Annotated in this window: 20 protein-coding genes, 2 tRNA genes and 1 pseudogene; 16 read left to right on the top strand and 7 right to left on the bottom strand. The window is 62.5% G+C overall.

What is annotated here, in order from left to right:
* Positions 1-14: 14 nt before the first annotated feature.
* The 4 genes from KBB36_RS09240 (at position 15) to KBB36_RS09225 (ending at position 4,840) form a co-directional block, all read left to right on the top strand.
* Positions 15-1,196: an ABC transporter substrate-binding protein gene (locus KBB36_RS09240; protein WP_290979167.1), complete on the top strand. Its 1,182-nt coding sequence runs from the start codon at positions 15-17 to the stop codon at positions 1,194-1,196.
* A 173-nt stretch (positions 1,197-1,369) separates the two neighbouring features.
* Positions 1,370-2,557 carry an ABC transporter substrate-binding protein gene (locus tag KBB36_RS09235; RefSeq protein WP_290979164.1) on the top strand — a complete coding sequence of 396 codons (1,188 nt, stop codon included), beginning with the start codon at positions 1,370-1,372 and terminating at the stop codon, positions 2,555-2,557.
* 99 nt (positions 2,558-2,656) lie between these two features.
* On the top strand, positions 2,657-3,844 hold the full coding sequence (locus KBB36_RS09230; RefSeq protein WP_290979158.1) for an ABC transporter substrate-binding protein: 1,188 nt from the start codon (positions 2,657-2,659) through the stop codon (positions 3,842-3,844).
* A 96-nt stretch (positions 3,845-3,940) separates the two neighbouring features.
* Complete coding sequence (locus KBB36_RS09225) at positions 3,941-4,840, top strand: DMT family transporter (protein ID WP_290979153.1); 900 nt, start codon at positions 3,941-3,943, stop codon at positions 4,838-4,840.
* A 50-nt stretch (positions 4,841-4,890) separates the two neighbouring features.
* On the opposite strand, the gene KBB36_RS09220 is transcribed toward KBB36_RS09225, so the two are convergent.
* Positions 4,891-4,967, bottom strand: a tRNA-Pro gene (locus KBB36_RS09220).
* A gap of 109 nt (positions 4,968-5,076) precedes the next feature.
* Entirely contained in the window at positions 5,077-6,015 is a 939-nt protein-coding gene (locus KBB36_RS09215; protein ID WP_290979274.1) for a polyprenyl synthetase family protein, read from the bottom strand.
* A 191-nt stretch (positions 6,016-6,206) separates the two neighbouring features.
* On the opposite strand from KBB36_RS09215, the gene KBB36_RS09210 reads away from it, so the two are divergent.
* The 6 genes from KBB36_RS09210 (at position 6,207) to KBB36_RS09185 (ending at position 14,649) form a co-directional block, all read left to right on the top strand.
* Entirely contained in the window at positions 6,207-6,968 is a 762-nt protein-coding gene (locus KBB36_RS09210; protein ID WP_290979150.1) for a methyltransferase, read from the top strand.
* A 34-nt stretch (positions 6,969-7,002) separates the two neighbouring features.
* On the top strand, positions 7,003-7,296 hold the full coding sequence (locus tag KBB36_RS09205; RefSeq protein ID WP_290979147.1) for a hypothetical protein: 294 nt from the start codon (positions 7,003-7,005) through the stop codon (positions 7,294-7,296).
* Between the two features lie 129 nt (positions 7,297-7,425).
* The gene (locus KBB36_RS09200) at positions 7,426-8,319 is read left to right on the top strand and encodes a glycine--tRNA ligase subunit alpha (protein WP_290979144.1); all 894 of its coding nucleotides are present in this window, start codon (positions 7,426-7,428) and stop codon (positions 8,317-8,319) included.
* A 3-nt stretch (positions 8,320-8,322) separates the two neighbouring features.
* Positions 8,323-10,392, top strand: coding sequence for a glycine--tRNA ligase subunit beta (gene glyS / locus KBB36_RS09195; protein ID WP_290979270.1), 2,070 nt, complete (start codon positions 8,323-8,325; stop codon positions 10,390-10,392).
* 7 nt (positions 10,393-10,399) lie between these two features.
* Positions 10,400-13,249: a pyruvate, phosphate dikinase gene (gene ppdK, locus KBB36_RS09190; RefSeq protein ID WP_290979141.1), complete on the top strand. Its 2,850-nt coding sequence runs from the start codon at positions 10,400-10,402 to the stop codon at positions 13,247-13,249.
* A gap of 128 nt (positions 13,250-13,377) precedes the next feature.
* Positions 13,378-14,649, top strand: a complete 1,272-nt coding sequence (locus tag KBB36_RS09185) for an MFS transporter (RefSeq protein WP_290979138.1) — start codon at positions 13,378-13,380, stop codon at positions 14,647-14,649.
* A 75-nt stretch (positions 14,650-14,724) separates the two neighbouring features.
* Here KBB36_RS09185 and polA read toward each other — a convergent pair whose 3' ends face one another.
* Both polA and KBB36_RS09175 read right to left on the bottom strand, forming a co-directional pair.
* A complete protein-coding gene (polA, locus tag KBB36_RS09180) occupies positions 14,725-17,532 on the bottom strand; it encodes a DNA polymerase I (RefSeq protein WP_290979135.1) in 2,808 nt (935 codons plus the stop codon).
* A gap of 13 nt (positions 17,533-17,545) precedes the next feature.
* On the bottom strand, positions 17,546-17,728 hold the full coding sequence (locus KBB36_RS09175; RefSeq protein ID WP_290979132.1) for a zinc-finger domain-containing protein: 183 nt from the start codon (positions 17,726-17,728) through the stop codon (positions 17,546-17,548).
* A 102-nt stretch (positions 17,729-17,830) separates the two neighbouring features.
* Between KBB36_RS09175 and KBB36_RS09170 the strand changes: the two genes are divergently transcribed.
* Together KBB36_RS09170 and KBB36_RS09165 are read left to right on the top strand one after the other, a co-directional pair.
* Positions 17,831-18,766, top strand: coding sequence for an ABC transporter ATP-binding protein (locus KBB36_RS09170; RefSeq protein WP_290979129.1), 936 nt, complete (start codon positions 17,831-17,833; stop codon positions 18,764-18,766).
* Positions 18,767-18,817: 51 nt separating this feature from the next.
* Positions 18,818-18,894, top strand: a tRNA-Arg gene (locus KBB36_RS09165).
* A gap of 401 nt (positions 18,895-19,295) precedes the next feature.
* Here the strand turns inward: KBB36_RS09165 and KBB36_RS09160 are convergent.
* Positions 19,296-19,631: pseudogene (locus KBB36_RS09160) on the bottom strand (transposase); the annotation flags it as partial.
* Positions 19,632-19,833: 202 nt separating this feature from the next.
* Between KBB36_RS09160 and KBB36_RS09155 the strand changes: the two are divergent.
* The gene (locus KBB36_RS09155; RefSeq protein WP_290979125.1) at positions 19,834-20,544 is read left to right on the top strand and encodes a GntR family transcriptional regulator; all 711 of its coding nucleotides are present in this window, start codon (positions 19,834-19,836) and stop codon (positions 20,542-20,544) included.
* On the opposite strand, the gene KBB36_RS09150 is transcribed toward KBB36_RS09155, so the two are convergent.
* On the bottom strand, positions 20,534-21,247 hold the full coding sequence (locus KBB36_RS09150) for an aspartate/glutamate racemase family protein (RefSeq protein WP_290979122.1): 714 nt from the start codon (positions 21,245-21,247) through the stop codon (positions 20,534-20,536). The two genes, KBB36_RS09155 and KBB36_RS09150, sit on opposite strands and share 11 nt — an antisense overlap.
* Positions 21,244-22,617 (bottom strand): amidase, encoded by a 1,374-nt coding sequence (locus KBB36_RS09145; protein ID WP_290979119.1) that lies wholly within the window; start codon positions 22,615-22,617, stop codon positions 21,244-21,246. Before KBB36_RS09145 ends, KBB36_RS09150 begins: the two co-directional genes overlap by 4 nt.
* Positions 22,618-22,827: 210 nt before the next feature.
* Here KBB36_RS09145 and KBB36_RS09140 point away from each other — a divergent pair, with 210 nt between their 5' ends.
* Genes KBB36_RS09140 through KBB36_RS09130 form a run of 3 tightly spaced genes read left to right on the top strand, consistent with a single transcriptional unit; the run spans position 22,828 to position 25,890 of the window.
* Positions 22,828-23,949: an ABC transporter ATP-binding protein gene (locus KBB36_RS09140; RefSeq protein WP_290979116.1), complete on the top strand. Its 1,122-nt coding sequence runs from the start codon at positions 22,828-22,830 to the stop codon at positions 23,947-23,949.
* A gap of 25 nt (positions 23,950-23,974) precedes the next feature.
* Positions 23,975-25,021 (top strand): ABC transporter substrate-binding protein, encoded by a 1,047-nt coding sequence (locus tag KBB36_RS09135; protein WP_290979113.1) that lies wholly within the window; start codon positions 23,975-23,977, stop codon positions 25,019-25,021.
* A 2-nt stretch (positions 25,022-25,023) separates the two neighbouring features.
* Complete coding sequence (locus KBB36_RS09130; protein WP_290979110.1) at positions 25,024-25,890, top strand: ABC transporter permease; 867 nt, start codon at positions 25,024-25,026, stop codon at positions 25,888-25,890.
* Positions 25,891-26,004: the final 114 nt, after the last annotated feature.

Here is a 26,004-nt window from a genome sequence, read left to right as displayed (position 1 = left end):
GGAGAAGGAACAACATGCGAATTCGTACCCTAGCTTACGGCGGCGCCCTTGCCGCTTCGCTGGCGCTGATCGCCGGTGCCGGCCAGGCCCAGTCCGTGCGCGGCGTCACCAAGAACGAGATCGTTGTTGGCATGCATACCGACCTTTCGGGTCCGGCAGCCAGCTATGGCGTCAGCTCGTCAAACGGCCTGCGCCTGCGCTTCGATGAAATCAACGCCCAGGGCGGCGTGCATGGCCGCAAGCTGAAGCTGATCGTGGAAGATCACCAGTATCAGGTGCCGCGTGCTGTGCAGGCGGCCAACAAGCTGATCAACCGCGACAAGATTTTCCTGATGGCCGGCGCGCTCGGCACGCCGATGAACAACGCGGTGTTTGCCGATCAGTTCAAGGCCGGCGTGCCCAATCTCAGCCCGCTGACGGCGGCGCGTTCGATGGCCGAGCCGTTCCACCCGCTGAAATTCACCAGCTATTCGTCCTACTACGACCAGACCCGTATCGGCATCAAGTATCTGGTCGAGAAGAAGGGTAAGAAGAAGCTCTGCACGCTGTATCAGGATACGGATTTCGGCAAGGAAATCCTCGATGCGGTGAACGACCAGGCCAAGGCGCTCAACATGCCGGTGCTGGAAACCGCCACCAACAAGCCGACCGACACCGATTTCTCGGCGCAGATCACCAAGCTGCGCAGCGCCGGCTGCGACCTGATCGGCCTTGGCTCGATCGTGCGTGATGCCATTCTGCCCTATGCCACCGCGCGCAAGATGGGCTGGATGGATGTGGATTTTGTTGCCCAGTCGGCCAGCTTCGACCAGATCGTGGCTTCGGCGCCGGGTGGAGTCACTGAAGGGCTCTATGTCGGTGCCGGCACCATGATGCCGTATCGTGACACGGCTCCGGCGGTGGTCGGCCAGTGGTGGGATGCCTACAAGGCCAAGTATGGCAGCGACCCGAATATCGGTTCGGTCTATGGCCAGGTCATGGGCGATCTCATGATCACGGCGCTGGAAAAGGCCGGCAAAGATCTGACCACCGAGAAGTTCCTGGCTGCGCTGGAAAGCATTGATGGCTATCGCGATATCTTCGGCGGCCCGGTGATTTCCTACAGCAAGACCAAGCACCAGGGTTCCACGGCGGCTTATCTGTTCCAGATCAAGTCGGCCCGCTTCCAGCTTGTGGATGGCCCGCTGGTCTACTGATAGCCTCAGCCTTTCGGCCCTTTGGCCGATGCAACGCCCGCGAGAACCACGCTCGCGGGCGTTTTCTTTTCGCAGATGCGAGATTGCGGCCCAGGTAAAAATAGGGGCTGGCGCGGTTCTGGCGGCAAGCTACACTCTCCCCATAACAATTATAAAACCGGGAGGAAAACCACATGAGCAGAGTCACGTTTGTCGGCTGGGCTGCGGTTCTGGCCTTGTCCGTTCCTTTTGCCGCCACAGCGCAGAGCGCTAAGGTGCGCGGTGTCAGCAAAAATGAAATTGTCATCGGCATGCATACCGACCTGTCCGGGCCGGCGGCGAGCTATGGCGTGCATTCATCCAATGCGATGCGCATGCGTATCGACGAGATCAACGAGGCCGGCGGCATTTATGGCCGCAAGCTGAAACTGATCGTGGAAGACAATCAGTATCAGGTGCCGCGCGCGGTGCAGGCAGTGAACAAGCTGATCAACCGCGACAACATCTTCCTGATGGCGGGGTCGCTTGGCACGCCGATGAATAATGCGGTGATGGCCGATCAGCTCAAGGCCGGCGTGCCGAACATGTTCCCGCTCACAGCGGCGCGGCAGATGTATGCGCCCTACAACAAGCTGAAATATGCTGCCGGCTCCAGCTATTACGATCAGATGCGTGCCGGCATCAAATGGATGGTGGAGAAGAAGGGCAAGAAGAAGATTTGCTCGCTGTATCAGGACACTGATTTTGGCAAGGAAATCTTCGAGGCGGCGCGCGACCAGACCCAGGCGATGAAAATCGCGCTGGTGGAAACCGCCACCAACAAGCCGGCCGATACCGATTTCACCGCGCAGATCAGCAAGCTGCGTGGTGCCGGTTGCGACCTGATTGCTTCCGGTTCCATCGTGCGCGATGCCATCGTGCCATACGCCACCGCCCGCAAGATGGGCTGGATGGATGTGGATTTCATCGGCCAGTCGGCATCCTATGATCAGATCGTGGCCTCGGCGCCGGGCGGCGCCACTGAAGGCTTCTACACCATGGCCGGCACTATCCTGCCGTATCGCGATACCGCCCCGGCGCATCTCGCCGCCTGGATGGACAAATACAAGGCCAAGTATAACACCGATGTGAATATCGGCGCGGTCTATGGCTATTCGCTGATGGATCTGGTGGTGCAGGGCATTGATCGCGCCGGCAAGGATCTGACGCTCGACAAGTTCATCGCCGGCATGGATTCGATCAAGGGCTACCGCGATATCTTCGGCGGCCCGGTGGTCAATTTCGGCCCGGAGAAGCGCCAGGGCTCGGATGAAGCCTTCCTGTTCCAGGTGCAGAAGGGCCGCTTTGTGATGATCGATGGTCCGGTGAATTACGGCAGCTAGGCCTTTCAGTTGGCGGCGGGCCAGCAATGCCCGCCGCCAATCTGCTGCGCGTTGCGTTGTTTGCGTCAATAAAACATATCCATTGCCTGGGGAGGCATCATGTCGGGATTTAACACCACCATTGCATCAGCCATTCTCTGCGCCACGGCTATCGGCTTTGGCCTTGCCGCGCCGGTTGCGGCCCAGCCCAAGGCTCAGGGCGTCAGCAAAACCGAGGTCGTGATTGGCAGCCATACCGATCTGTCCGGTGTTGCCGCCGCTTTCGGCGTGCATTCCTCCAATGCCGCGCGGATGCGTTTTGACGAAGTGAATGCGGCCGGCGGCATTCATGGCCGCAAGATCAAATATGTGGTGGAGGACAGCCAGTATCAGGTGCCGCGTGCGGTGCAGGCTGGCAACAAGCTGCTCAACCGCGACAAGGTGTTCCTGCTGCTGCTTGGCGCCGGCACGCCGATGAACAATGCGGTGATCCCGGATGCGATCAAGGCCGGTGTGCCGAACATGTTTCCGCTTTCCTGGGCGCGCCAGCTTTACGAACCGTTCCATCCGCTGAAATGGGCTTCCGGCGCGTCCTACTATGCGCAGATGCGCGGCGCGGTGAAGTATTTTGTCGAACAGAAGGGCAAGAAGGCGGTTTGCGCGCTGTATCAGGACACCGATTATGGCCGTGAAGTGTTTGAAGGCGCGCGCGACCAAACAGCGGCGATGAATATCAAACTGGTGGAAACCGCCACCCACAAGCCGACCGATACCGATTTCACCGCGCAATTGACCAAGCTGCGTGCGGCGCAATGTGATCTGATCGTGCTCGGCGCCATCATCCGCGATTCCATCGGCGCCCCCTCCACGGCCAAGAAGATGGGCTGGGATGTGGATATGGTGGGCACCACCGCCACCTTTGATCTCAATGTCTCCAGCGCGCCGGGCGGCGCCACGGAGGGGCTTTACACCATGACCCAGATTGAAGCGCCCTATCGTGACTCGCCCAATCCGGCGATCCAGCAATGGGTGGAGCGTTATCGCGCCAAGTTCAACACCGACCCCAATCCGGCGGCGCAATTCTCCTATGTGGCAGCCGATCTGATCGTGATGGGGCTGGATCGCGCCGGCAAGGATCTCACCACCGAGAGTTTCCTCAAGGCGATGGAATCGATCCAGGGTTACAAGGATATTTTCGGCGGCCCGGTGATGACCTTCGGCAGCAACAAGCGCCACGGCACCGATGCGGTGTTCATGGTGCAGGTGCGTAATGGCCGCTGGGTGCGGGTGACCGATTCATTAAGTTGAGCCAGCACGGCCCCGCAAGGGGTGCAAAGCCCGGCCCGGCATGGCAAAACCATGCCGGGCCTTTTTTTATTTTAATCACCGGCAATGTCGGGTGGCATGTCAGCGCAGCGCAGTATAGCGATTGGTATCGGCTTCATGGTGCTGGCGGCGGCCATCTTTGGCCTGATGGATGCCGTGGTGAAATGGCTGTCGCCGCGTTATCCCACGCCGCAGATCATGTTTTTCCGCAGCCTGTTCGCCTTTCCGCCGATCCTGTTCATGATCTGGCGCGGCGGGCGCGGCTGGGCCGATCTGCACACCCGGCGCATTGCCGGCCATGGCCTGCGCTCGGTTTATGGCTGCCTCGCCATGCTGTGCTTTTTCTATGCCTATCGCAGCATGCCGCTGGCGGAAGTCACCGCCATCGCCTTCTCGGCGCCGATTTTCATCGCCGTGTTGTCGGTCTGGCTGCTCGGCGAACGGGTCGGGCTGCATCGCTGGTCGGCCATTGTGGTCGGCTTTATCGGCATGCTGGTGATCCTGCGGCCGGGGCAGGGCATCGGCCAGGGGGCGGAGCAGGGCTTCATGCAGGGCGGTTCGCTGCTGGTGGTGCTGGCCACGCTGCTTTATGCGCTGGCGATGATCCAGATCCGCAAACTCTCCGCCACTGAAACCACCAATGGCACCGCCTTCTATTTCACGGCTTTCTGCACGCTCTATACCGGCCTGGCGCTGCCGTGGTTCTGGGTCACGCCCAGCCTGGCCGATCTGCCGTTGCTGATCGCGGTCGGCCTGCTTGGCGGCATGGCGCAGCTTTGCATGACCCGCGCCTTCGCCCGCGCCCCGGCTTCCGTGGTGGCGCCGTTTGATTACACCCACCTGCTGTGGTCGGTGCTGTTCGGCTGGTATCTGTTCGGCGATTTCCCGGATGCGCAAACCTGGATCGGTGCCGCCATCGTGGTCGCCAGCGGGCTCTACATCCTCTACCGCGAAACCATGCGGCGCGGGCAGGTCTGAACCCTGCGCAGAAAGCCAGCCAGATTGTAAGGGGGAAGTAAGCAACCGCCTGGTCGGAGTGAGAGGATTCGAACCTCCGGCCCCTAGCTCCCGAAGCTAGTGCTCTACCAGGCTGAGCTACACTCCGTCCGGCGGTTGCGGGCGACTGTATAGCGCCTTGCCGGCTGGGGTTCAAGCGGTGGGCGGCGGAAATCGCCGCTAAAGTCCGGGCCGGGGCCGGATGCTCGGCTGGGTGCCTAAAGCGCTCTGTGGATTGCGAAATCCACCGCCTCGGCGAGTGCCTCGCGCATTGCGCCGGCAGGGAAGCCGGCCAGCCGGGCCTTGGCGGTGGCGCCATAGCGCCGGGCGCGGTCCAGGGTTTCGGCCAGCGTGCCATGCTGGCGCATCAGGCGCAGGGCTTCGGCAAAATCCTCGGGCTGTTGCTGCTCGGGCTGTTCAATCACCCGGCGCCAGAATGCGCGCTCGGCTTCCGTGCCACGATTAAACGCCAGCACCACCGGCAGGGTCACTTTGCCTTCGCGGAAATCGTCGCCGGTATTCTTGCCCAGCGTGGCGCCATCGGCGCCGTAATCCAGCGCATCGTCGATCAGCTGGAAGGCAATGCCGAGATCGCGGCCATAACCATCCAGCGCCTCGGCCTCGGCCTCAGGCCGCCCGGCCACCACGGCGCCCACCCGGCAGGCGGCGGCAAACAGCGCGGCGGTTTTTGATTCGATCACTTTGAGATAATCCGCCTCGGTGGAATCCATGTCATTGGCGGTCATCAATTGCAGCACTTCGCCCTCGGCGATCACCGCCGAGGCGCCGGCCAGGATGCGCAGCACTTCCAGCGAGCCGGATTCCACCATGAGCTGGAAGGCGCGGCTGAACAGGAAATCGCCCACCAGAACGGAAGCCTGGTTGCCCCACACCACATTGGCGGTGTCGGCGCCGCGCCGGCGCTCGGATTCGTCCACAACATCGTCATGCAAAAGGGTGGCGGTGTGGATGAATTCCACACAGGCGGCCAGCAGGATTTGCTTGTCGCCCTGATAGCCGCAAAGCTGGGCGGCGCCCAGCGTGAGCAGGGGCCGGATACGTTTGCCGCCGCTGGCGATCAGATGCCGGGCCAGTTGCGGGATAAGCTGCACGTCGCTTTCCATGCGCAGCAGGATTTCGCGGTTCACCGCGTCCATCTCCGCCGCGACAAGCTGGCGCAGCGGCTCTATGCTGGGCACCGGGCTGGGCACCGAGTTGGGAACCGGAGCCGGGCTTTGCTGAATGATCTGGGCCGGTTGCGACAAAGCGGATAATCCTGTGGCAAGAAAAACACTGCGTTGCCAGAAGCATAGTTGGATGGGCTTTTCGGTCAAGCATTGGGCGGTTCATGCCGGCGGAGCCCATGGTTGAGCCGGCTTCCACCGCCACCACCCGCGATGCGCTGCTGGGCGGCCGGGTGATGCTGACCCAGCCGCGCCAGGGCCAGCGCGCCAGTGCCGATGCGGTGATGCTGGCGGCTGCCGTGCCGGCGCGGCGCGGCCAGCGTGTGCTGGAACTGGGTTGCGGCACTGGCGTGGCCATGCTGTGCCTGGCGGCGCGGCTGCCCGGGCTTGGCATTGATGGTGTGGAAATCCAGCCCGATCTGGTTGCCCTGGCGGGACGCAACATCGCCGCCAATGGCCAGGAAGCCAGCCTGCGGGTGCTGCCGGGCGATATCCGCGAACGGATTCCAGGTATCGCGCCCAATAGCTACGATCAGGTTTTTGCCAATCCGCCGTATTTTGCGCCGGGTGCGCATCGCGCCGCCGCCGATCCCGGCCGCGCCCTGGCGCGCCAGGGGGCCGATAGCGCCGCCTGGGTGGCGGCTTTGCTGCGCCATTGCAAGCCGGGCGGCCGGCTCACCCTGATCCAGCGCGTGGAGCAGCTTGGCGCCCTGCTGGCTGCCTTGGCGCCCAAGGCCGGCAGTATCGAACTGGTGCCGCTGTTTTCCAAGCCGGGCCAGCCGGCCAAGCGGCTGATCCTGCGTGCCGTGAAGGGCGGCAAGGCGCCGCTGGTGCTGCACCCCGGCCTGGTGCTGCACCAGCCGGATGGCAGTTATTTCCCGGAAATCGATGCCGTATTGCGCGAAGGCGCGGCACTGCCCATATAATAGGGCGTCAATTCCTTTTGGGTGTAGCTGGGCGATGCTGAAATTCCTGCTGCTGATCGGCGTCATCGCCGCAGCGTATTATGGCTACAAGTATTACGGGCGCTGGGAAGCGGCGCAGGCTGAACGCGACAAGCAGAAGGCCGCCGCCGAGGCCGAGGCGCAGCGCCTGCGCCAGCAGGCGGCCCCCGCCGCTGATCCCCAGCCAGCCAGCCAGGCGGCGGAAATGGGCGGCGAGGACATGGTGGCCTGCCCGGGCTGCGGCACCTATCGCCCGGTTGGCGCCAAGGGGCCGTGCGACACGCCCGGATGCACTGGCGCCAAGCTGTGAAATTACCAGCCGATACGGCGCCATAACTGGCGCGGCCGGGGTGCTTGACCGGGGGCGAGGCGGCCATTAAGGTCCGCCCGATTTTCCGCCACCCTTGGTTCAGCCACCTCAGGCACGGACGGCAGCATAATGGCGCCCACCGGACAGCCCACCTCACATGCTTTTCAAGACCTGATTCTGGCGTTGCAGACCTATTGGGCGCGCCAGGGCTGCACCATCTTGCAGCCTTACGACATGGAGGTTGGGGCCGGCACTTTCCACCCCGCCACCACGTTGCGGGCGCTTGGGCCGGAACCCTGGAATGCCGCCTATGTGCAGCCCTCGCGGCGGCCCAAGGATGGCCGCTATGGCGAGAATCCCAATCGCTTGCAGCATTACTACCAGTTTCAGGTGATCCTGAAGCCCAGCCCGGCCAATGTGCTGGAGCTGTATCTCGATTCGCTGGCGGTGCTGGGCATCGATCACAAGCGGCATGATATCCGCTTTGTTGAGGATGATTGGGAAAGCCCGACGCTGGGCGCCTGGGGCCTGGGCTGGGAAGTCTGGTGCGACGGCATGGAGGTGACGCAGTTCACCTATTTCCAGCAGGTCGGCGGCTATGATTGCTCGCCAGTGGCAGCCGAGATCACCTATGGCCTTGAACGCCTGGCCATGTATATCCAGGGCAAGGACCGGGTATACGACCTGGATTTCAACGGCCGTGGTGTCAGCTATGGCGATGTGTTCCTGCAAGCCGAGCAGGAATTCTCCGCCTATAATTTTGAACATGCCGATACCGAGCAGCTTTTCCGCCGTTTCAACGATGTGGAAAAGGAATGCATCGCGCTGGTGGAAAAGGGCTTGGCTTTGCCGGCCTATGACCAGTGCATGAAGGCCAGCCACACCTTCAATCTGCTGGATGCGCGTGGCGTGATCAGTGTCACCGAGCGCGCCGCCTATATCGGCCGTGTGCGCGCCCTGGCCAAAGCCTGCTGCACACAATGGCTGCGCTCGCGCGGCCATCTGCCGGAAGGGAGCCTGTAGATGCTGGGCGAATTGCTGCTGGAACTGCATAGCGAGGAGATTCCGGCCCGCATGCAGCAGCGCGCCGCCGAGGATTTGCAGCGGCTGGTGGGCGAGGGGCTGAAACAGGCCGGTCTGGGTTTCACCGAGGCACGGGCCTATTGCACGCCGCGCCGCCTGGCTTTGGTGGTGAAGGGGTTGCCGCGCGCCCAGGCCGATCTGCGCGATGAGAAAAAAGGCCCGCGTGTCGGCGCGCCGGAAGCTGCCGTGCAGGGTTTCCTGCGTTCGGCCGGGCTGGACAGCCTGGAGCAATGCGAAAAGCGCGATACCGGCAAGGGCGAATTCTGGTTCGCCGTGATCGAGAAGCAGGGCCGGCCCACGGCCGAGGTGCTGCTCGACCTGCTGCCCGCCGCGCTGGCGGCTTTGCCCTGGCCCAAATCGATGCGCTGGGCCGATCACACCATGCGCTGGGTGCGCCCGCTGCACAGTATCCTGTGCCTGTTTGAAGGCCAGGTGGTGCCGTTAGACTTTGGCCATCTCAAGGCCGGCGACAGCACCTGCGGCCATCGTTTCATGGCGCCGAAACGCTTTGCCGTGCGCGATGCCAATGATTGGCTGCGCTCTTTGCGCGGCGCCTATGTTGAGCCGGATTTCGCTGTGCGGCGCGAGATGATCCTGAAGGATGCCGCCTTTGCCGCCGGCAATGAAGGCTTGGCGCTGATTGAGGATGCCGGCCTGGCCGATGAAGTGGCTGGCCTGGTGGAGCAGCCGGTGGTGCTGCTGGGCGCGATTCCTTTGGCCTTCATGGATGTGCCGCGCGAAGTGCTGACCACGGCGATGCGTACGCATCAGAAATATTTTGCGCTCAATGATCCGGCCGGCAATCTAGCGCCGCGTTTTGTCATTGTCGCCAACACGCTGACCAATGATGGTGGCCGCCAGGTGGTGGCCGGCAACGAGCGTGTGCTGGCGGCGCGGCTCTCGGATGCAAAATTCTTCTGGGACCAGGATCGCAAGCAGCGCCTGGATAGCCGCCTGCCGGGCCTGAAGGACATCGTGTTCCATGCCAAGCTCGGCACCCTGGCCGAGAAGGTGACGCGCATTGAACGGCTGGCTTTTGAGATTGCCGGGCTGATCGGCGCCGATACCAAACAGGCGCGTCGTGGCGCCGAATTGGCCAAGGCCGACCTGCTGACCGGCCTGGTGGGCGAATTCCCCGAATTGCAGGGCATCATGGGGCGTTATTATGCGCAGCATGATGGCGAGCCTGCGGCGGTGGCCGAGGCCATTGCGCAGCATTATTCGCCGCAGGGGCCGGCTGACCGCTGCCCGAGCGACCCGGTGGCGATCAGCGTGGCTTTGGCCGACAAGATCGACATCCTGACCGGCTTTTTCGCCATCGATGAGAAGCCGACCGGCTCGAAAGACCCGTTTGCGCTGCGCCGCGCGGCTTTGGGTGTGATCCGCATCATCCTGGAAAACAAGCTGGCACTGGCGCTGAAGCCGCTTTTTGTCTCGGCCTTGTCGCTGCATTCTGTGCAGGCTGAGCCGGGCCGCGATGTGGCCGATGAATTGCTGCGTTTCTTTGTTGATCGCCTGAAGGTGTTCCTGCGCGAAAAGGGCGTGCGCCACGATGTGATCAGCGCCGTGTTTGCCAAGGGCGGCGACGACGATCTGCTGCGCGTGGTGGCCAAGGCCGAAGCCCTGGGCGCCTTCCTGGCCTCGCAGGATGGCGGCAACCTGCTGACCGCCTATCGCCGCGCCAACAACATCGTGCGCGCCGAATTGAAAAAGACCCCCGATCTGCCGCTGGGCGAAGTGGCCGAAGGTTTCCTGGATCAGATCGAGGAAAAGGCGGTGGCGGCGATCCTGGCCGAGATTGGCCGCGCCGAGCAGAATGCCGCCGGTGATGCCGCCGGCTTCGCCAAATATCTTGCTGCTCTGGCGCTGATGCGCCAGCCGGTGGATATGTTTTTTGAGCGTGTCACCGTGAATGCCGAAGACGCGGCCTTGCGCCGCAATCGTTTAAGCCTGCTCGCCGCCGTTGCCGGCAGCATGGACCGTGTCGCCGACTTTTCGCAAATCGAAGGATGATTTTGTCATGGCCAAGCTGAAGACCAAGACCAAGTCCAAGACCGCCAAGAAGGCGCCGATCAAGCAGGTTGCCGTGAAGAAGCAGGCCGCCGTCAAGAAAGCGCCGGTCAAGCAGGCTGCTGCCAAGAAGGCTGCTGTGAAGAAGGCCGCTCCGGCCCGCAAAGCCAGCGCCCCGGCCAAGCTCAAGCTGGTCTATTCCTTTGGCGATGGTCGCGCCGATGGCCGTTCCGAGATGCGTGAATTGCTGGGCGGCAAGGGCGCCAACCTGGCCGAGATGAGCAATCTTGGCCTGCCGGTGCCGCCGGGCTTCACCATCACCACCGAAGTCTGCACCGCCTTCTACAAGAATGGCCGCAAGTATCCCGCCGAATTGAAGGCCCAGGTTGATACCGCGCTGGCGCGGATTGAAAAGCTGGTTGGCGCCAAGTTTGGCGATGCCACCATGCCGCTGCTGGTTTCGGTGCGCTCGGGCGCCCGCGCCTCAATGCCGGGCATGATGGACACCGTGCTCAATCTCGGCCTCAACGATGTTACCGTGGCGGCGCTGGCCAAGCAGTCAGGCAACGAGCGTTTCGCCTGGGACAGCTATCGCCGCTTCATCCAGATGTATTCCAACGTGGTGCTGGATGTGGGCCACGAGCATTTCGAGGAACTGCTCGAAATGCACAAGGAAGACAAGGGCCTGGTGCTGGATACCGAGCTTTCCGCCGAGGATTGGAAGGCGCTGGTGGTGGCCTACAAGGCCAAGGTGAAGGAAGAACTGGGCAAGCCTTTCCCGCAGGATGTGCATGACCAGCTCTGGGGCGCCATCGGTGCCGTGTTCTCCAGCTGGATGAACAACCGCGCCATCACCTACCGCACGCTCAACCATATCCCGGAAAGCTGGGGCACTGCGGTGAACGTGCAGGCCATGGTGTTCGGCAATATGGGCGAAACCTCCTGCACCGGCGTGGCCTTCACCCGCGATCCTGCCACCGGGGAGAAGGCGTTCTACGGCGAATATCTGATCAACGCCCAGGGCGAGGATGTGGTGGCCGGTATCCGCACGCCGCAGCAGCTCACCAAGGTGGCGCGGCTCAAGGTGGGCAATGAGATGCCCTCGATGCAGGAAACCATGCCGGCCACCTTCAAGCAGCTGACGGATGTGTTCCAGAAGCTGGAGAAGCATTACCGCGACATGCAGGATATCGAGTTCACCGTACAGCAGGGCAAGCTGTGGATGCTGCAAACCCGTTCGGGCAAGCGCACCGCCAAGGCCGCGCTGAAGATTGCGGTGGATATGGTGAAGGAAAAGCTGATCGGCCAGGCCGAAGCGGTCACCCGCATCGATCCGGCTTCGCTGGACCAGTTGCTGCATCCGACGCCAGACCCCAAGGCGCCGCGCACCGTGATCGCCAAGGGCCTGGCGGCTTCGCCGGGCGCTGCCAGCGGCAAGGCGGTGTTTAATGCCGATGAAGCCGAGAAGATGGCGGCAGCTGGCGAAGCGGTGATCCTGGTGCGGGTGGAAACCTCGCCGGAAGACATTCACGGCATGCATGCCGCCAAGGGCATTCTCACCGCGCGCGGCGGCACCACCAGCCATGCCGCCGTGGTGGCGCGCGGCATGGGCCGGCCCTGCGTTTCCGGCGCCGGTACGATCCGCATTGATTATGCTGCCGGCAAGATGACCGTGGGCGATACCGTGGTGAACAAGGGCGATGTGATCACCATCGACGGTTCCACCGGCGAAGTGATCCTGGGCCGCGTGCCCACCATCGAGCCGGCCCTGTCGGGCGATTTCGCCACGCTGATGGCCTGGGCCGACAAGCTGCGCCGCCTCAAGGTGCGCACCAATGCCGAGACGCCCGCCGATGCCGCTGCGGCGGTGAAGTTCGGCTGCGAAGGCATTGGCCTGTGCCGCACCGAGCATATGTTCTTCGATGCCGACCGCATCACGGCGGTGCGCGAAATGATCCTGTCGTCGTCGGTTGATGGCCGCCGTAAGGCGCTGGCCAAGATCCTGCCGATGCAGCGCAACGACTTTGTGCAGCTGTTCAAGATCATGGCCGGTCGCCCGGTCACCATCCGCCTGCTCGATCCGCCGCTGCATGAATTCCTGCCGCATACCGATGCGGATTTTGAGGCGGTGTCGAAGGCCACCGGGCTCAGCGCCGCCGCGCTCAAGGAGCGTAAGAAGGCGCTGGAAGAAACCAACCCGATGCTGGGCCATCGCGGCTGCCGTCTCGGCATTTCCTTCCCGGAAATCTATGAGATGCAGGCCCGCGCCATCTTCGAGGCAGCGGTGGAAGCCTCCAAGGGCGGCGGCAAGGCGGTGGAGCCGGAAGTGATGATCCCGCTGGTGGCCACCAAGGCGGAAATCGACATCCTGAAGCGCCGCGTCGATGCCGTGGCGGTGGCGGTGGCCAAGGAAACCGGCAAGAAGCTGAAATACCTGGTCGGCACCATGATCGAATTGCCGCGCGCCGCCTTGCGCGCCGCCGAGATTGCCGAGCATGCCGAATTCTTCTCGTTTGGCACCAACGACCTGACCCAGACCACGCTGGGCATCAGCCGCGACGATTCGGCGCTGTTCATGGACGATTACCTGAAGAACGGCATCTTCGAGCGTGATCCGTTTGTCAGCATCGACCAGAGCGGTGTGGGTGAACTGGTGCGCATTGCGGTTGAGCGTGGCCGCCAGAGCCGCCCGAATATCAAGCTCGGCATCTGCGGCGAACATGGCGGCGACCCGTCTTCGGTGCGCTTCTTCCACAAGGCCGGGCTGGATTATGTCTCCTGCTCGCCCTATCGCGTGCCGATCGCACGGCTTGCCGCCGCCCAAGCCGCAATCTCGGAAGAGAAGGCCAGCGAAGCGTAAGAAAAAAGCGATATCGCTTTATCGAACGGCGCCGGAAACACCCGGCGCCGTTTTTCGTTTCGACCGGCATCGAAACATCCGGCCCTGCCGTTTGCCTAAACTGCATCCGTAACAGCAAGGATGGTGTGATGCAGGGCGTGACGGGTTTTTACGGCTGGCGCGTGGTCGTGGCGGCTTTTGTTGTGGCGATGTTCGGCTGGGGTTTGGGATTCTATGGCCCGCCGGTTTTCCTGCATGCGGTGGTGCTGCGCACCGGCTGGCCGGTTGGGCTGGTTTCAGCCGCCGTCACACTGCATTTTCTCTGCGGCGCCGCCGTGGTGGCGATGCTGCCGCAGCTTTATCGCCGCTTCGGCCTGCCGCGCATCACACTGGCCGGCAGCGTGGTGCTGGCACTGGGTCTGCTGGGCTGGAGCCTGGCGCTGGCGCCGTGGCAGCTATTCCTGGCAGCGCTGGCCAGCGGCATCGGCTGGGTCACCATGGGGGCGGCGGCGATCAACGCCATCATCGCGCCATGGTTCAGCCGCCGGCGGCCGGCGGCCCTGGCCATGGCCTATAACGGCGCCAGTATCGGTGGCGTGGTGTTTTCGCCGCTCTGGGTAGCATTGATAACGCGGCTTGATTTCACCGGCGCGGCGCTGGCGATCTGCGCGGTGATGCTGCCGGTGATGCTCTGGCTGGTCTGTGGTCCGCTGGCTGTCACACCGGCCCGGCTGGGCCAACTGCCGGATGGCGATATGCCAGATGGTGATCCGGCCAGGAATGCTGCGCCGGCAGCGGCTGAGCCGCCGGCTCTTGCCGGCCGGGCGCTGTGGCGGAACCGGCATTTCCTGACCCTTGCTGCCGCCATGGCGCTCAGCCTGTTTGCCCAAATCGGCCTGATCGCACATCTGTTTTCGCTGCTGGTGCCGGCCTTTGGCGCGCAATGGGCCGGTTTTGCCGCCGGCCTTGCCACCGCCTGCGCCATTGCCGGCCGCTCGGCCGTGGGCTGGCTGCTGCCGGTCGGCGCGGATCGCCGCCTGGCTGCCAGTCTCAGCCTGCTGGTGCAGGCCGCTGGCTCACTGGCTTTCATCCTGGCCGGTGGCGGCAACGTGGCGCTGCTGCTGGCTGGTGTGGTGCTGTTTGGCCTTGGCATCGGCAATGTCACGTCATTGCCACCGCTGATCGCTCAGGCTGAGTTTGCGCGCCAGACGGCTTTGCGTGTGGTGGCCTTGATCGTGGCCTTGGGCCAGGCTGGCTATGCCTTTGCGCCGGCGGCCTTTGGCTTGCTGCGCGAAGCCTCGACAGATCAAACCGCGCTGTTTTTCAGCGCTGCATTGGTGATCCAGTTGGCGGCTATCGGCTGTTTTCTGCGCGGGCGGCAGAGACCCCCCGGGTCAGGCCCGGGGGTGACGATGGTGTAGGGACTTTGGCAGTTGCGTCACCGCCGGGCTTGACCCGGCGGTCTGCGCTTGATTCGGGTCATCCCACCAGCGCGCTTAATGCGCGTCGTCCCAATTGTTGCCGATGCCGGCTTCCACCACCAAGGGCACGCTGAGCTGGGCGGCGCCTTCCATGATGCGCTTGGCCACTTTCACTGTGGCTTCCAGTTCGGCTTCCGGGGCTTCGAATACCAGTTCGTCATGCACCTGGAGCAGCATACGCGCCTGCAATCCTTCGGCGGCCAAAGCTGCCGGCAGGCGGGCCATGGCGCGTTTGATGATATCAGCGGCGCTGCCCTGGATCGGTGCATTGATGGCGGCGCGTTCCAGGAAGGCGCGTTCCGAGGGATTCTTGGAATTGATATTGGGCAGATGCACGCGGCGGCCGAATTCGGTGCTGACAAAGCCGAGTTCATGCGCCTGCTTTTTGGTGCGGTCCATGTAATCGCGGATGCCGGGATAGCGCTTGAAATAGGCATCGATATAGGCCGCCGCCTCGCGCTGCGGAATGCCGAGCTGGGCCGCCAGGCCAAAGGCGCTCATGCCATAGATGATGCCGAAATTGATCGCCTTGGCCGAGCGCCGCACGGTTGGGTCCATGCCTTCCAGCGGCACGTTGAACACTTGGCTGGCGGTGAGGGCATGGATATCCACGCCATCGCGGAATGCCTGTTTCAGCGCGCCGATATCGGCGATATGCGCCAGGATGCGCAATTCGATCTGCGAATAATCTGCCGAGATCAGCTTGTGGCCCGGCTCGGCCACAAAGGCGCGGCGGATCTTGCGGCCTTCCTCGGTGCGGATCGGGATATTCTGCAAATTCGGATCAGACGAGGCGAAGCGCCCGGTGCTGGTGGCGGCCAGCGAGAAGGAGGTATGCACCCGGCCATCCTTGCCGATCTGCTCCTGCAAGGCATCGGTGTAGGTGCCTTTCAGCTTCTGCAACTGGCGCCAATCCAGCACCACCTGCGGCAGCTTGTGGCCCTGGCTGGCCAGTTCCTCCAGCACATCGGCGCCGGTGCCATAGGCGCCGGTTTTGCCTTTTTTGCCGCCGGGCAGGCTCATCTTGTCGAACAGGATTTCGCCAAGCTGCTTGGGCGAGGCGAGGTTGAAGCTCTCCTCGGCCAGATCATGCGCCTCGCGTTCCAGCGCCGCCATGCGGTTGGCGAAATCGGCGCTCAGGCGGTTGAGTTCCGCTTTGTCCACCTTGATGCCGGCCAGTTCCATCGCCGCCACCACCGCCGGCATCGGCCGCTCGATGGTTTCATACAATGTGGTCTGCTTCTCGGCCAGCAGGCGCGGCTTGAGCTGGCGATGCAGCCGCAGCGTGACATCGGCATCCTCGGCGGCATAGGCCAGCGCCTTGTCCAGCGCCACGCGGTCAAAGGTGATGCGCGCCTTGCCGGTGCCGGTCACTTCGTCGAATTTCACCGTGGTATGGCCAAGATGGCGCTCGGCCAGCTCGTCCATATTGTGGTTATGCTTGCCGGCATCCAGGCTGTAGGACAGCAGCATGGTGTCGTCATAGGGCGCCACGGTCAGGCCATGGGCGGCCAGCACCACCATGTCGTATTTGATATTCTGGCCGATTTTCAGCACGGCCGGATCGGCCAGCATCGGCTTCAGCGCCGCCACCGCATCCTGAAGCGCGATCTGCTTCGGCCGGCCGCCGCCGCCCAGATCAAGCCCGTCGCCATTCGGCGCGCTATGGCCCAGCGGGATATAGCAGGCCAGGCCCGGCGCGGTGCTGAGCGAAATGCCCACCAGCTCGGCCTTGGTGGCGGAAAGATCGGTGGTTTCGGTATCCACCGCCACGATGCCGGCGCGTTCGGCGCGCGCGATCCAGGCCAGCAGGCGATCCATATCCTGCACCAGCTCGTATTGCGCTTCGGCCGGCGTTGCGGCTTCGGCTTCGGCAATGGGCGTGGCAGCGGCAGCGTGATCCGGATCGGTCAGCTGCGCCCGGTTTGGCGGCACCAGACCCTTGACCCGGGCTTCCAGCCGGCCGCGCAGGGTGCGGAATTCCATGCTGGCCAGAAACGCATCCAGGGTTTCCCAATGCACCGGCCGGATGGCAAAATCCGCCAGGGTTTCCTGCACCGGCACGTCATCCTTCAGCAGCACCAGCTGGCGGCTGATACGCGCCTTCTCGGCATTGCCGAGCAGGTTTTCGCGCCGCTTCGGCTGCTTGATCTCGCCGGCCCGCGCAAGCAGGCTGTCCAGGTCGCCGAATGTGTTGATCAGTTCGGCGGCGGTCTTGATGCCGATGCCGGGCACGCCGGGCACATTGTCGGTGCTGTCGCCGGCCAGGGCCTGCACATCCACCACACGATCCGGCGCCACGCCGAATTTCTCCATCACCTCGGCAGCACCGATGGCTTTGTTCTTCATCGGATCAAACAGCGACACGCCGGGGCGCACCAGCTGCATCAGATCCTTGTCAGACGAAACCACCACCACTTCCATGCCCTGTTCAACGGCCTGGCGGGCATAGGTGGCGATCAGGTCGTCGGCCTCGAAGCCATCCATCTCAATGCAGGCCAGCGAGAAGGCGCGCACGGCATCGCGGATCGGGGCGAATTGCGGGATCAGGTCTTCCGGCGTTTCGCTGCGGTTGGCCTTGTATTGGGGGTAGATTTCATTGCGGAAGGTGTAGCGGCCGGCATCGAAGATCACCGCCATATGGCTTAGCGCGCCATCGGCCTCGGCACGCTCGCGCAAGGTGGCCAGCATGGTGCAGAAGCCGGATACGGCGCCCACCGGCATGCCGTCGCTCTTGCGCGTCAGCGGCGGCAGGGCGTGATAGGCGCGGAAGATATAGCCCGAGCCGTCGACCAGATAGAGGCGATGCGGCGCGCCGGCCATGCTGCTGGGCCGGTTAATGCGCGTGGGCGTGCGCGGCAGCGTCAGCCTTCAGCACATAATGGCGGCCGCAATAGGGGCAGTCCACCGCGGTTTTCTCACCCATGTTGAGATAGACGCGCGGATGGCCCAGCGCGCCGCCATCGCCGTCGCAGGCAACGGTGGTGCTGTCTACTTCTTTGGTTTCAACCGGCTGCATGGCGGAACCCCGTGATTTGACCGCAGGCTTATGGGGTGATACCTAGCTCAACCCTTGGCAAGATGCCAGGGTCAGCCTCCATTTTGTTCCGGTTTTCACCCTATGTCGGACTTTCCCGCCATCCACCTGCAAGGGCTCACCAAGACCTATGGCAGCGGCCCACGCGCCAAACTGGCCTTGCAGGGCATTGATCTGGAAATTCCGCGCGGCAGTTTCTTCGGCCTGCTCGGGCCGAATGGCGCCGGCAAATCCACCCTGATCAACATCCTGGCCGGGCTGGTGCGCAAAAGCGGCGGCCGCGCCGCGATCTGGGGCCATGATATCGATACCGATCCGCGCCGCGCCCGCGCCGCCATCGGCGTGGTGCCGCAGGAACTGAATCTCGATCCGTTTTTCACCCCGCGCGAGGCGATGGAATTCCAGGCCGGGCTATATGGTGTGCCAAAGGCCGAACGCCAGACCGATGCCATCCTGGCGGCGGTTGGCCTCACCGATAAGGCCGATGCCTATGCCCGCACCCTCTCGGGCGGCATGCGGCGCCGCCTGCTGGTGGCCAAGGCGCTGATGCATGCGCCGCCGGTGCTGGTGCTGGATGAACCCACCGCCGGTGTGGATATCGAATTGCGCCAGCAGCTCTGGGCCTATGTGAAGCGGCTCAATGCCGCCGGCACCACGGTGGTGCTGACCACGCATTACCTGGAAGAAGCCGAGGCGTTGTGCGACCGCATCGCCATCATCAATCATGGCCAGGTGGTGGCTTGTGATCGCACCCCGGCGCTGATCGGCCAGCTGGATCGCAAGGATGTCATCCTCACCCTGGAGGCGCCGCTCGCCGCCCCGCCGCCGGGCCTCGCCGATCTGGGCGCCGAATTGCTCGAACCGGCGCGGCTGCGGCTGCATTACCGCCCCAGCCAGATGCCGTTTCATGCCGTGATGGCGCGCTGCGCCGCAGCCGGGCTGCTGATCCGCGATCTCTCCACCCAGGAAGCCGATCTGGAAGACCTGTTCCTGGAACTGACCCGGCGCCCGGCGGCTTGATCCGGGCCGGGGCCTCGGCTATGGTCCGCCCGGTTCGGTTTCCGATCCCAGGCACCCGTAGCTCAGCTGGATAGAGCGCTGCCCTCCGAAGGCAGAGGTCACAAGTTCGAATCTTGTCGGGTGCGCCATTTTTTTCAAAAAAATAAACATTTTTTCGCCAAGGCAAGACTTGGGCATGGGTCCATTTCAGCCTAAACGGCCCGGCCAATTAACACGCCCCTGACACCTGGAACACAACGTCCATCGCAAGGCCCGGCTCGTGGCTAAAGCTGGCATTTATAGATGCGTTCTTGATCAGAGTGGACTTGGCTAATGTTTGCCTGCCAAGCAAAGTGTGGCCTGCTGCCGGATATGACCGGAATCTGGACAATGTTTGCGCCGATTGACGCGGGTTGAGCAACGGCGTGGTCTGCGGAGCCGATCCATCGCGGAGCAGGCGGCCGAGTTGCGGTCAGTGCGGCTGCAAAGCCAGCCTGGGTTCGGTAAGCCAGCGCATTATGTGGCCGGATGGTATTGTCGTCGGCGACCCAGGTGTTGATGCCAAGCATTCCCACGTCACGTCATCGACCACGTTGAAAATGCGAAAGCTGAGCCCATTCGCCATCTGGTCATGCACGAAGTCCAGCGGCCAGCGGGCATTGGCCCGGGTCTCGGCAAGCAGCCGCTTCAGCTTGCCGTTCTCCTCCTCCAGCGTTTGCTGCCGGCGGGCATCGGATATGTCCATTCCGCCATACTTGGCCTTTCAGGCGTGAAACGTTGCCTCCGAAAGCCCATGCTTGCGGCAGATATCCGCCGTCTTCGCGCCTGCCTCTTGCCGCTGACAAACCGCAATAATCTGTTCTTCCGTTAATCGACTGCGCTTCATAGGTCCGTTCCCCATAAGGTTCGGACTTAATTTAAAATGGACGAAATAATCAATGGTAGGTCGCTCGCCACACCAGGCATGCTGTTGAAACCGTGTGGCCGGCCAGTGCTATCTGCCGGATCATATAAGGCCCTGATCCGCTGTGGAAAATCATTGGTGGCGATGATATATTGCATCCAATTTCATTATATGTTGCATACAAATGTCGACCGTCGATCCCGCAGCTGACGCCACGATCCGCCACCGTATCCTTCAAGCCATCTTCGAACGGCGCCTGCCGCCCGGTGAGAAGCTGACCGAGGAGCGGCTCGCTGAGCTGTTCAGTGTCAGCCGCACGATCGTGCGTCATGCGCTCGCCCGCCTGGCCCAGGACGGGATCGTGGTCCAGCGGCGAAATCACGGTGCGACTGTGGCGGCGCCGACCCGTTCGGAAACACGCCAGTTCCTGGCCGTGCGCCGTATGGTCGAGCCTGCCATCGTGACGCAGCTCGCCGGCAGGCTGAATGCGCCGGATGTCAGTCGCTTGCGTGACCATTTGGCGGCCGAGAATGCTGCCCGCAAGACCGGCGACCGGCCGACGCTGGTGCGGCTGACCGGCGAATTCCATCTGCTGCTGGGCGAGCTGACACAGAATAAAGTGCTGGTCCGGTTGCTCACCGAACTGCAGGCGCTGACCTGCTTGGCGATCCTGCTTTATGCCAGGGGCGAACACGAAGCCTGCCCCCCCGATGAGCATAGCCAGATCGTCGCCGCCATCATTGCCGGCGAGGGCAAGCAGGGTGCCGCTCTGATGCTGAAGCATCTTGATCATGTCGAGGCAGAGATGGATCTCAGTGAACCGGTTGCACGTAGTGTCGACCTGGCCGAGGCACTGGGTATCCGGCCACGCAAGAGCAGCGCCGCTAAAGGCTGAACATCCTGCCGCTGTTGCGCAGTGGCGTCTTGTCGATCCGCAGCAATTCCAACGTGCCCCACAACGTGCAGGCAATGGAATCAAGCACGGGAATGCCGGTTTGCGCTTCGATGATTGGCGCAAGACGGGTGGAATCCATATTCGTGCAGATCACTGCAATCGCATCCGGCTTGTCGGCGGCGACGGCGAGCAGCCAATCCTTCAGTGTCTCTGCCGGCAAGGCCGAAAACGAGAAATTGTCTCGCAGGCCCGCATGACGTTCGGCGATACAGTCGAGGCCCTGGCTGCGGTAATTGTCGATGATTCTTGTCTGCACATCATCGGTATAGGGGGTCACGATGGCGATGCGCCGGGCCTGCAGCCGTTGCAAAAGCATATTCAGCGCCAGGATAGCTGTGGTGGCGGAGATTCCAGTGCGGCGCCGGATCTCAGCGGCCAGCGCAACGTCGCGCTCAAAGCCGAGCCAACTCGCCGATGTGCCATTCCAGGCGATGGCATCCACGCGAGCATGCGCCAGCAGGTCTGCTGCCTGCAGGATCGGCCCAGTATCAAACTGGCCCAGTGCGGCGTCGGAAAGGGCAATCTCGGTGACCGGAAAGCGCGAGAAATGCGCCGTAAGATTCGGTAGCTGCGCTGTCAACGCCGCAGTGGCCGGTTCCAGCGCCGTATTCGAGGATGGCGTCAGCATGCCGAGACGGATCATTGGAAATTGTCCATAAAAAGGGGTGGGGGGCGGAAGCCGAATGCCGCGTGGCTTTCGATTTCGGCGGCGAATGTAAGAAGGCTTTGGTCGCGACCCGGAGCGGCGATCAGTTGCAGGCCGATGGGCAGCGTTTCGCCCGGCGGCCAGTAGGGCAGCGAGAGGGCCGGGCAACCGGTCAGCGTGACAATGGCGGTGATCGCCAGATAGTCGATCACGCTGTCGAGCGAGCGACCATCAATCTCGCGGATTTCGTCAGCATCAACTGCAAAGGGCAATATGGCAGTGCTGGGCGTGATCAGGATATCGAATGTGTCGAAGAAGGCGATGAAGCGCCGGTAGAGAACAGCCCGATCGGCTTCGGCCTGCAAATAGGCCGCGGCGCTCAGGCCGTCGCCGCGGCCGATATTCCAGCGCACGGTCGGTGACAGCAGGTCGCCGTGGCGCTCGCGCAGCGGAGCCAGGTTACTGTGGATATGGGCTGCGCGCAGCGTCGCGAAACTCGCCATTGCGCCGGTACAATCGGGATGCGCTGGGATCAGCGGCCGGCCGGCCTGTTGCATCGCCGCACAAGCGGCATCGAAACGTTCACCCATCGCCTGCGATATGGGCGCTGTACCCAGATCTTTAGAGCAGGCAATGCGTCGCATGGGTGCCGTTGTGCCTGATGGCAAGCGTAACGAGGCTGGATCAAGCGCATCCGGTCCGGCGAGATTTTCATACAGAAGGGCCGCATCGCGAACGCTGCGCGTTAGAAAACCCACCGTCGGCATCGCATCCCAGGCCAGCCGACGCGTCGTCGAAGGGAGATGACCGGCGCTGGGCCGGAAACCTACCACGCCGCAGAAAGCCGCCGGGGTGCGGACCGATCCGCCAAAATCAGTGCCAAGCGCAGCAGGAACAAAACCGGCGGCGACAGCCGCGGCTGATCCACCGCTCGAACCGCCGGAACTCAGCGTCAGGTCGTGGGGGTTGGCGGTGGAGGGGCAGAGTGCATTGGCACAGAGTGCGCCGAAGCCGAATTCCGGTGTGTTGGTTTTACCCAGGATAACTGCGCCGGCGGCGCGAGCCCGCGCCACAACGATGTCGTCCTGTAAAGGGGTGTGGTCGTGATGGATCAGCGAGCCATAGGTGGTGCGCAGCCGGGCGGTGTCGATCAGGTCCTTGACCGCCAGCGGCAGGCCGAAAAAAGGGCGGTCCCGCCAGCCTTCTGCATCCAGTTGCTCAGCCTCCAGGCCTGCAGATCCTGACAGCGTGATAAACGCATGCAGCAACGGATCGCCAGCGGCAATGCGGCGCAAGCATTCGATTGTGGCGCTGGCGGCGCTTTGCCGCCCGGCAGCGATATTATTTAACAGGGAAATTGCATCCAATCGCTTCTCCAATCTGCCGCAAAATGCATCGCGAGCCTAGCTTTCTGCCTAAAAAGACACCGTCGTTTTCAGGGGACGGAAATCGATGAAAAGCAAGAAAGACCGATTCTTTTAAGCAAAACAAGCGCCTGTTCCGCAATCCCGGGAATGGTATGCATCTTGCTATGACTTGTAAACAATAAGTCGCAACATTGGATACAATGGCCCGACATGATGGTTAAAGACATTAATGCCGATCCTGCGATTCAAAAAGCAGGCCAGTCGTTGACCCTGGATGCGATCACGCATCGCTTCGGTAGTGCGACGGCTGTAGATGACGTGACCCTGGATATCCGGGCCGGCGAGCTGGTGTCGCTGCTGGGCCCCTCAGGATGCGGCAAAACCACGCTGTTACGCATTGTCGCCGGCTTCATCAACCAGACCATGGGCCGCGTGATCATCGGCGGCACCCCGATCGATGATTTGCCCCCGAACCGGCGGTCCGTCGGGATCGTGTTCCAGAACTACGCCCTGTTTCCCCATCTCACCGTTGCCGACAACATTGCCTATGGCCTGGCCGCCCGCGGCACCGACAGGGCGGCGCAGCGCGCCCGCGTCGACGAGATGTTGGCATTGGTGCAGATGCAGCGTTTTGCAGACCGCTATCCGCGGCAGCTATCGGGCGGTCAGCAGCAACGTATTGCGCTGGCACGCGCGCTGGCAGTGCAGCCGCGCATTCTGCTCCTCGACGAACCCTTCGCGGCGCTGGACAAGAATCTGCGGCTCGATATGCAGATCGAGATCAAGCGCATCCAGAAGATGTCCGGCATAACCGCTGTGATGGTTACCCATGACCAGGAGGAAGCGCTCAGTATGTCGGACCGCATTGCGGTGCTGTCGCAGGGCCGGCTGGAGCAGTTCGGCACGCCGTCGCAGATCTACGACCAGCCGGAGACGCTGTTCGTCAATACTTTCGTCGGGACCTCGAATCTGCTGTCGGGCCATCTGGAAAGCAGTGATACGACCTCCTGTGCCGTCCGCCTTGATGATGGCTTTCGCCTGATCCTGCCGCGGCCGGCAGAAAAAATAGCGCCAGGAAGCGCCATTGTGGTGTCGGTGCGGCCCGACAATCTCGTTTTTGTCGAGGGCAGCGAAGGATTGGCCGGCAAGGTGGAACTCGGCATGCCGCTGGGTACCACGATCGTACATGAAATCGTCATGGCCTCCGGACGGACGCTGAAGGTCTCGTCCGCCCGATCTGCTGGTGCCCAACCCCTGGCCAGCGGTGTGCCGGTCCGTGTTGCCCCGGCGTCGCTCGAAGCCGTGCAAATTTTTCCCGCACCGAAACAGTGAAACAACGAACGAGGAGGCTTGTGTGATGGAATTTAATCGTCGTGAGGCGCTGCTGACCGCCCTGGGTACGGCTGCGGTCTCGCTTTTTCCCGGTATGGGCATGGCGCAGGCGCGCAAGCTCGTCTTCGCCACCTTCACCGGCAGTTGGGAGGAAGCACACCGGGATGTGCTGGTGCCATATTTCCGCAAGACCAACGGCAATGCCGAGATCGCGCTTGATCCGATGCTTTCTGTCGACCAGATCGCCAAGGTCACAGCCGCTCGCAGCAACCCGCCGATTGATGTGATGCTGCATGATCCCGGCCCGGCGCTGGTTGCAATCGGCCAGGATCTGGTCGAGCCTTTTCCCACGGCGCAGAGCAAGAATTATGCTGATCTGCTGCCTGAGGCGCAGGATCCGCTCGGCCCGGCGATCTTCTTCCAGGTGGTCGGCATCACCTACAATCCGGAGAAGATCAAGACACCGCCGAAATCCTGGAACGACTTATGGAAGCCCGAATATAAAGGCCGTGTGGGCATCACAAACCTCAATTCCACACTGGGCACCGGCTTCATGGTCGAACTGGCCAAGATGAAGGGCGGCGGCGAGGCCAATATTGAGCCGGCTTTTGAGGCACTAAAGGCGTTGCAGCCGAACTTAGCGGCTGTGGCCGCCAATCCGGGGGCATTGGCGACCCTCTTCCAGCAGGGCCAGATTGATATCGGTCCGGGCAATTTCAATGCCATCCAACTGCTGCGCGCGCGCGGGGTGCCGGTCGAATTCGTCAAGCCCGAGACCGGAGCCATCGCCTTCAAGACCAGCATCCATATCGTCAAAAACTCACCCAATGCCAAATTGGCGGCGGCACTGATTGATGCCGCCATGAGCCCGGAGGTTCAGGCGGTGCTGATGAAGAGCCCCTACCTGATCGTGCCGACCAACAAGAAGGTCAAGATGGAGGGCGAAATCTCCAAAGTTTTGGCCAAGGACCAGACTGAATTGCAGAAAACCTTCGTTTTCCAGGATTGGAAGAAGATCAACGAGAATCGTTCCGCCTGGATCGACCGTTTCAACCGCGAGATCAAGGTCTGATCATGGCATCGGGGCGTATGACAAACGGTGCCTCTGAACGAGGGGAGGGCTTCCTGGCCCTCCCGCTCATGCTGTTCTATCTGCTGTTTTTCATCGCCCCGCTGCTCCTGCTGTTCGCTGTCAGCCTGCATGCAGACAAGGAGATGACCTCCTGGGGTCTCACCCAATATGCCAAAACGCTGACCGACGGCTTCGGCCTTGGCGTCCTGTTTGATACGCTGCGGCTCGGTGTGGAGACGACACTGCTCTGCTTGTTGCTCGGCTTTCCGCTGGCCTGGCTGCATCGTAGTGCCGGCCCGCGCTGGCAGGGTGTGATCATCCTGATCACCGTTCTTCCGCTGCTCACCAGCGTCATCGTGCGTACCTTCGCCTGGATTGTCATTCTGGGCAGGCAGGGCATCGCCAACACGCTACTGCTCGAACTCGGTCTGACTGAGACGCCGTTGCGCCTGCTCTACAGCCATGGCGGTCTGGTCATCGCACTGGCCCAGGTTCAGCTGCCGTTGATGGTGCTGCCCCTGATCGACGCGCTACAGAAACTTGATCCAAATCTGGAATCCGCTTCTGCTGCACTTGGTGCCGGCCGCTGGCGCAGCTTTTTCCGCATCGTACTGCCGCTCAGCCTCCCCGGCATCATTGCCGGATCGGTGCTGACCTTCTCGGCCGCCGTCACCGCCTTCATCACCCAGAGCCTGGTCGGCGGTGGACAGCAGCTCTACATGCCGATGTATATCTACCAGCAGGCTCTCACTTTGCAGAACTGGCCGTTTGCCGCCACGATCTCAGTGATCTTCATGGTGGCAGTGCTGTTCTGCATCGCGCTGTTCAATCTGCTCGGCCGCTACACGCGGCGCTATTCCGCAATGTGAGGGGGGCAGCATGGCTGTTGGGCGTCGCCAAAACCTGGATTCAATCAGCTTTAATGCGGTGATGGGCATCCTGAGCGCAGCGGCAGTTCTGCTCATCATCGCGCCTACCGCCAT

Origin of the sequence: Ferrovibrio sp., assembly GCF_017994015.1 — a bacterium.
In the GTDB taxonomy this organism is placed as follows: Bacteria; Pseudomonadota; Alphaproteobacteria; order Ferrovibrionales; family Ferrovibrionaceae; genus Ferrovibrio.
This window is presented reverse-complemented; position numbering and strand designations above follow the sequence as displayed.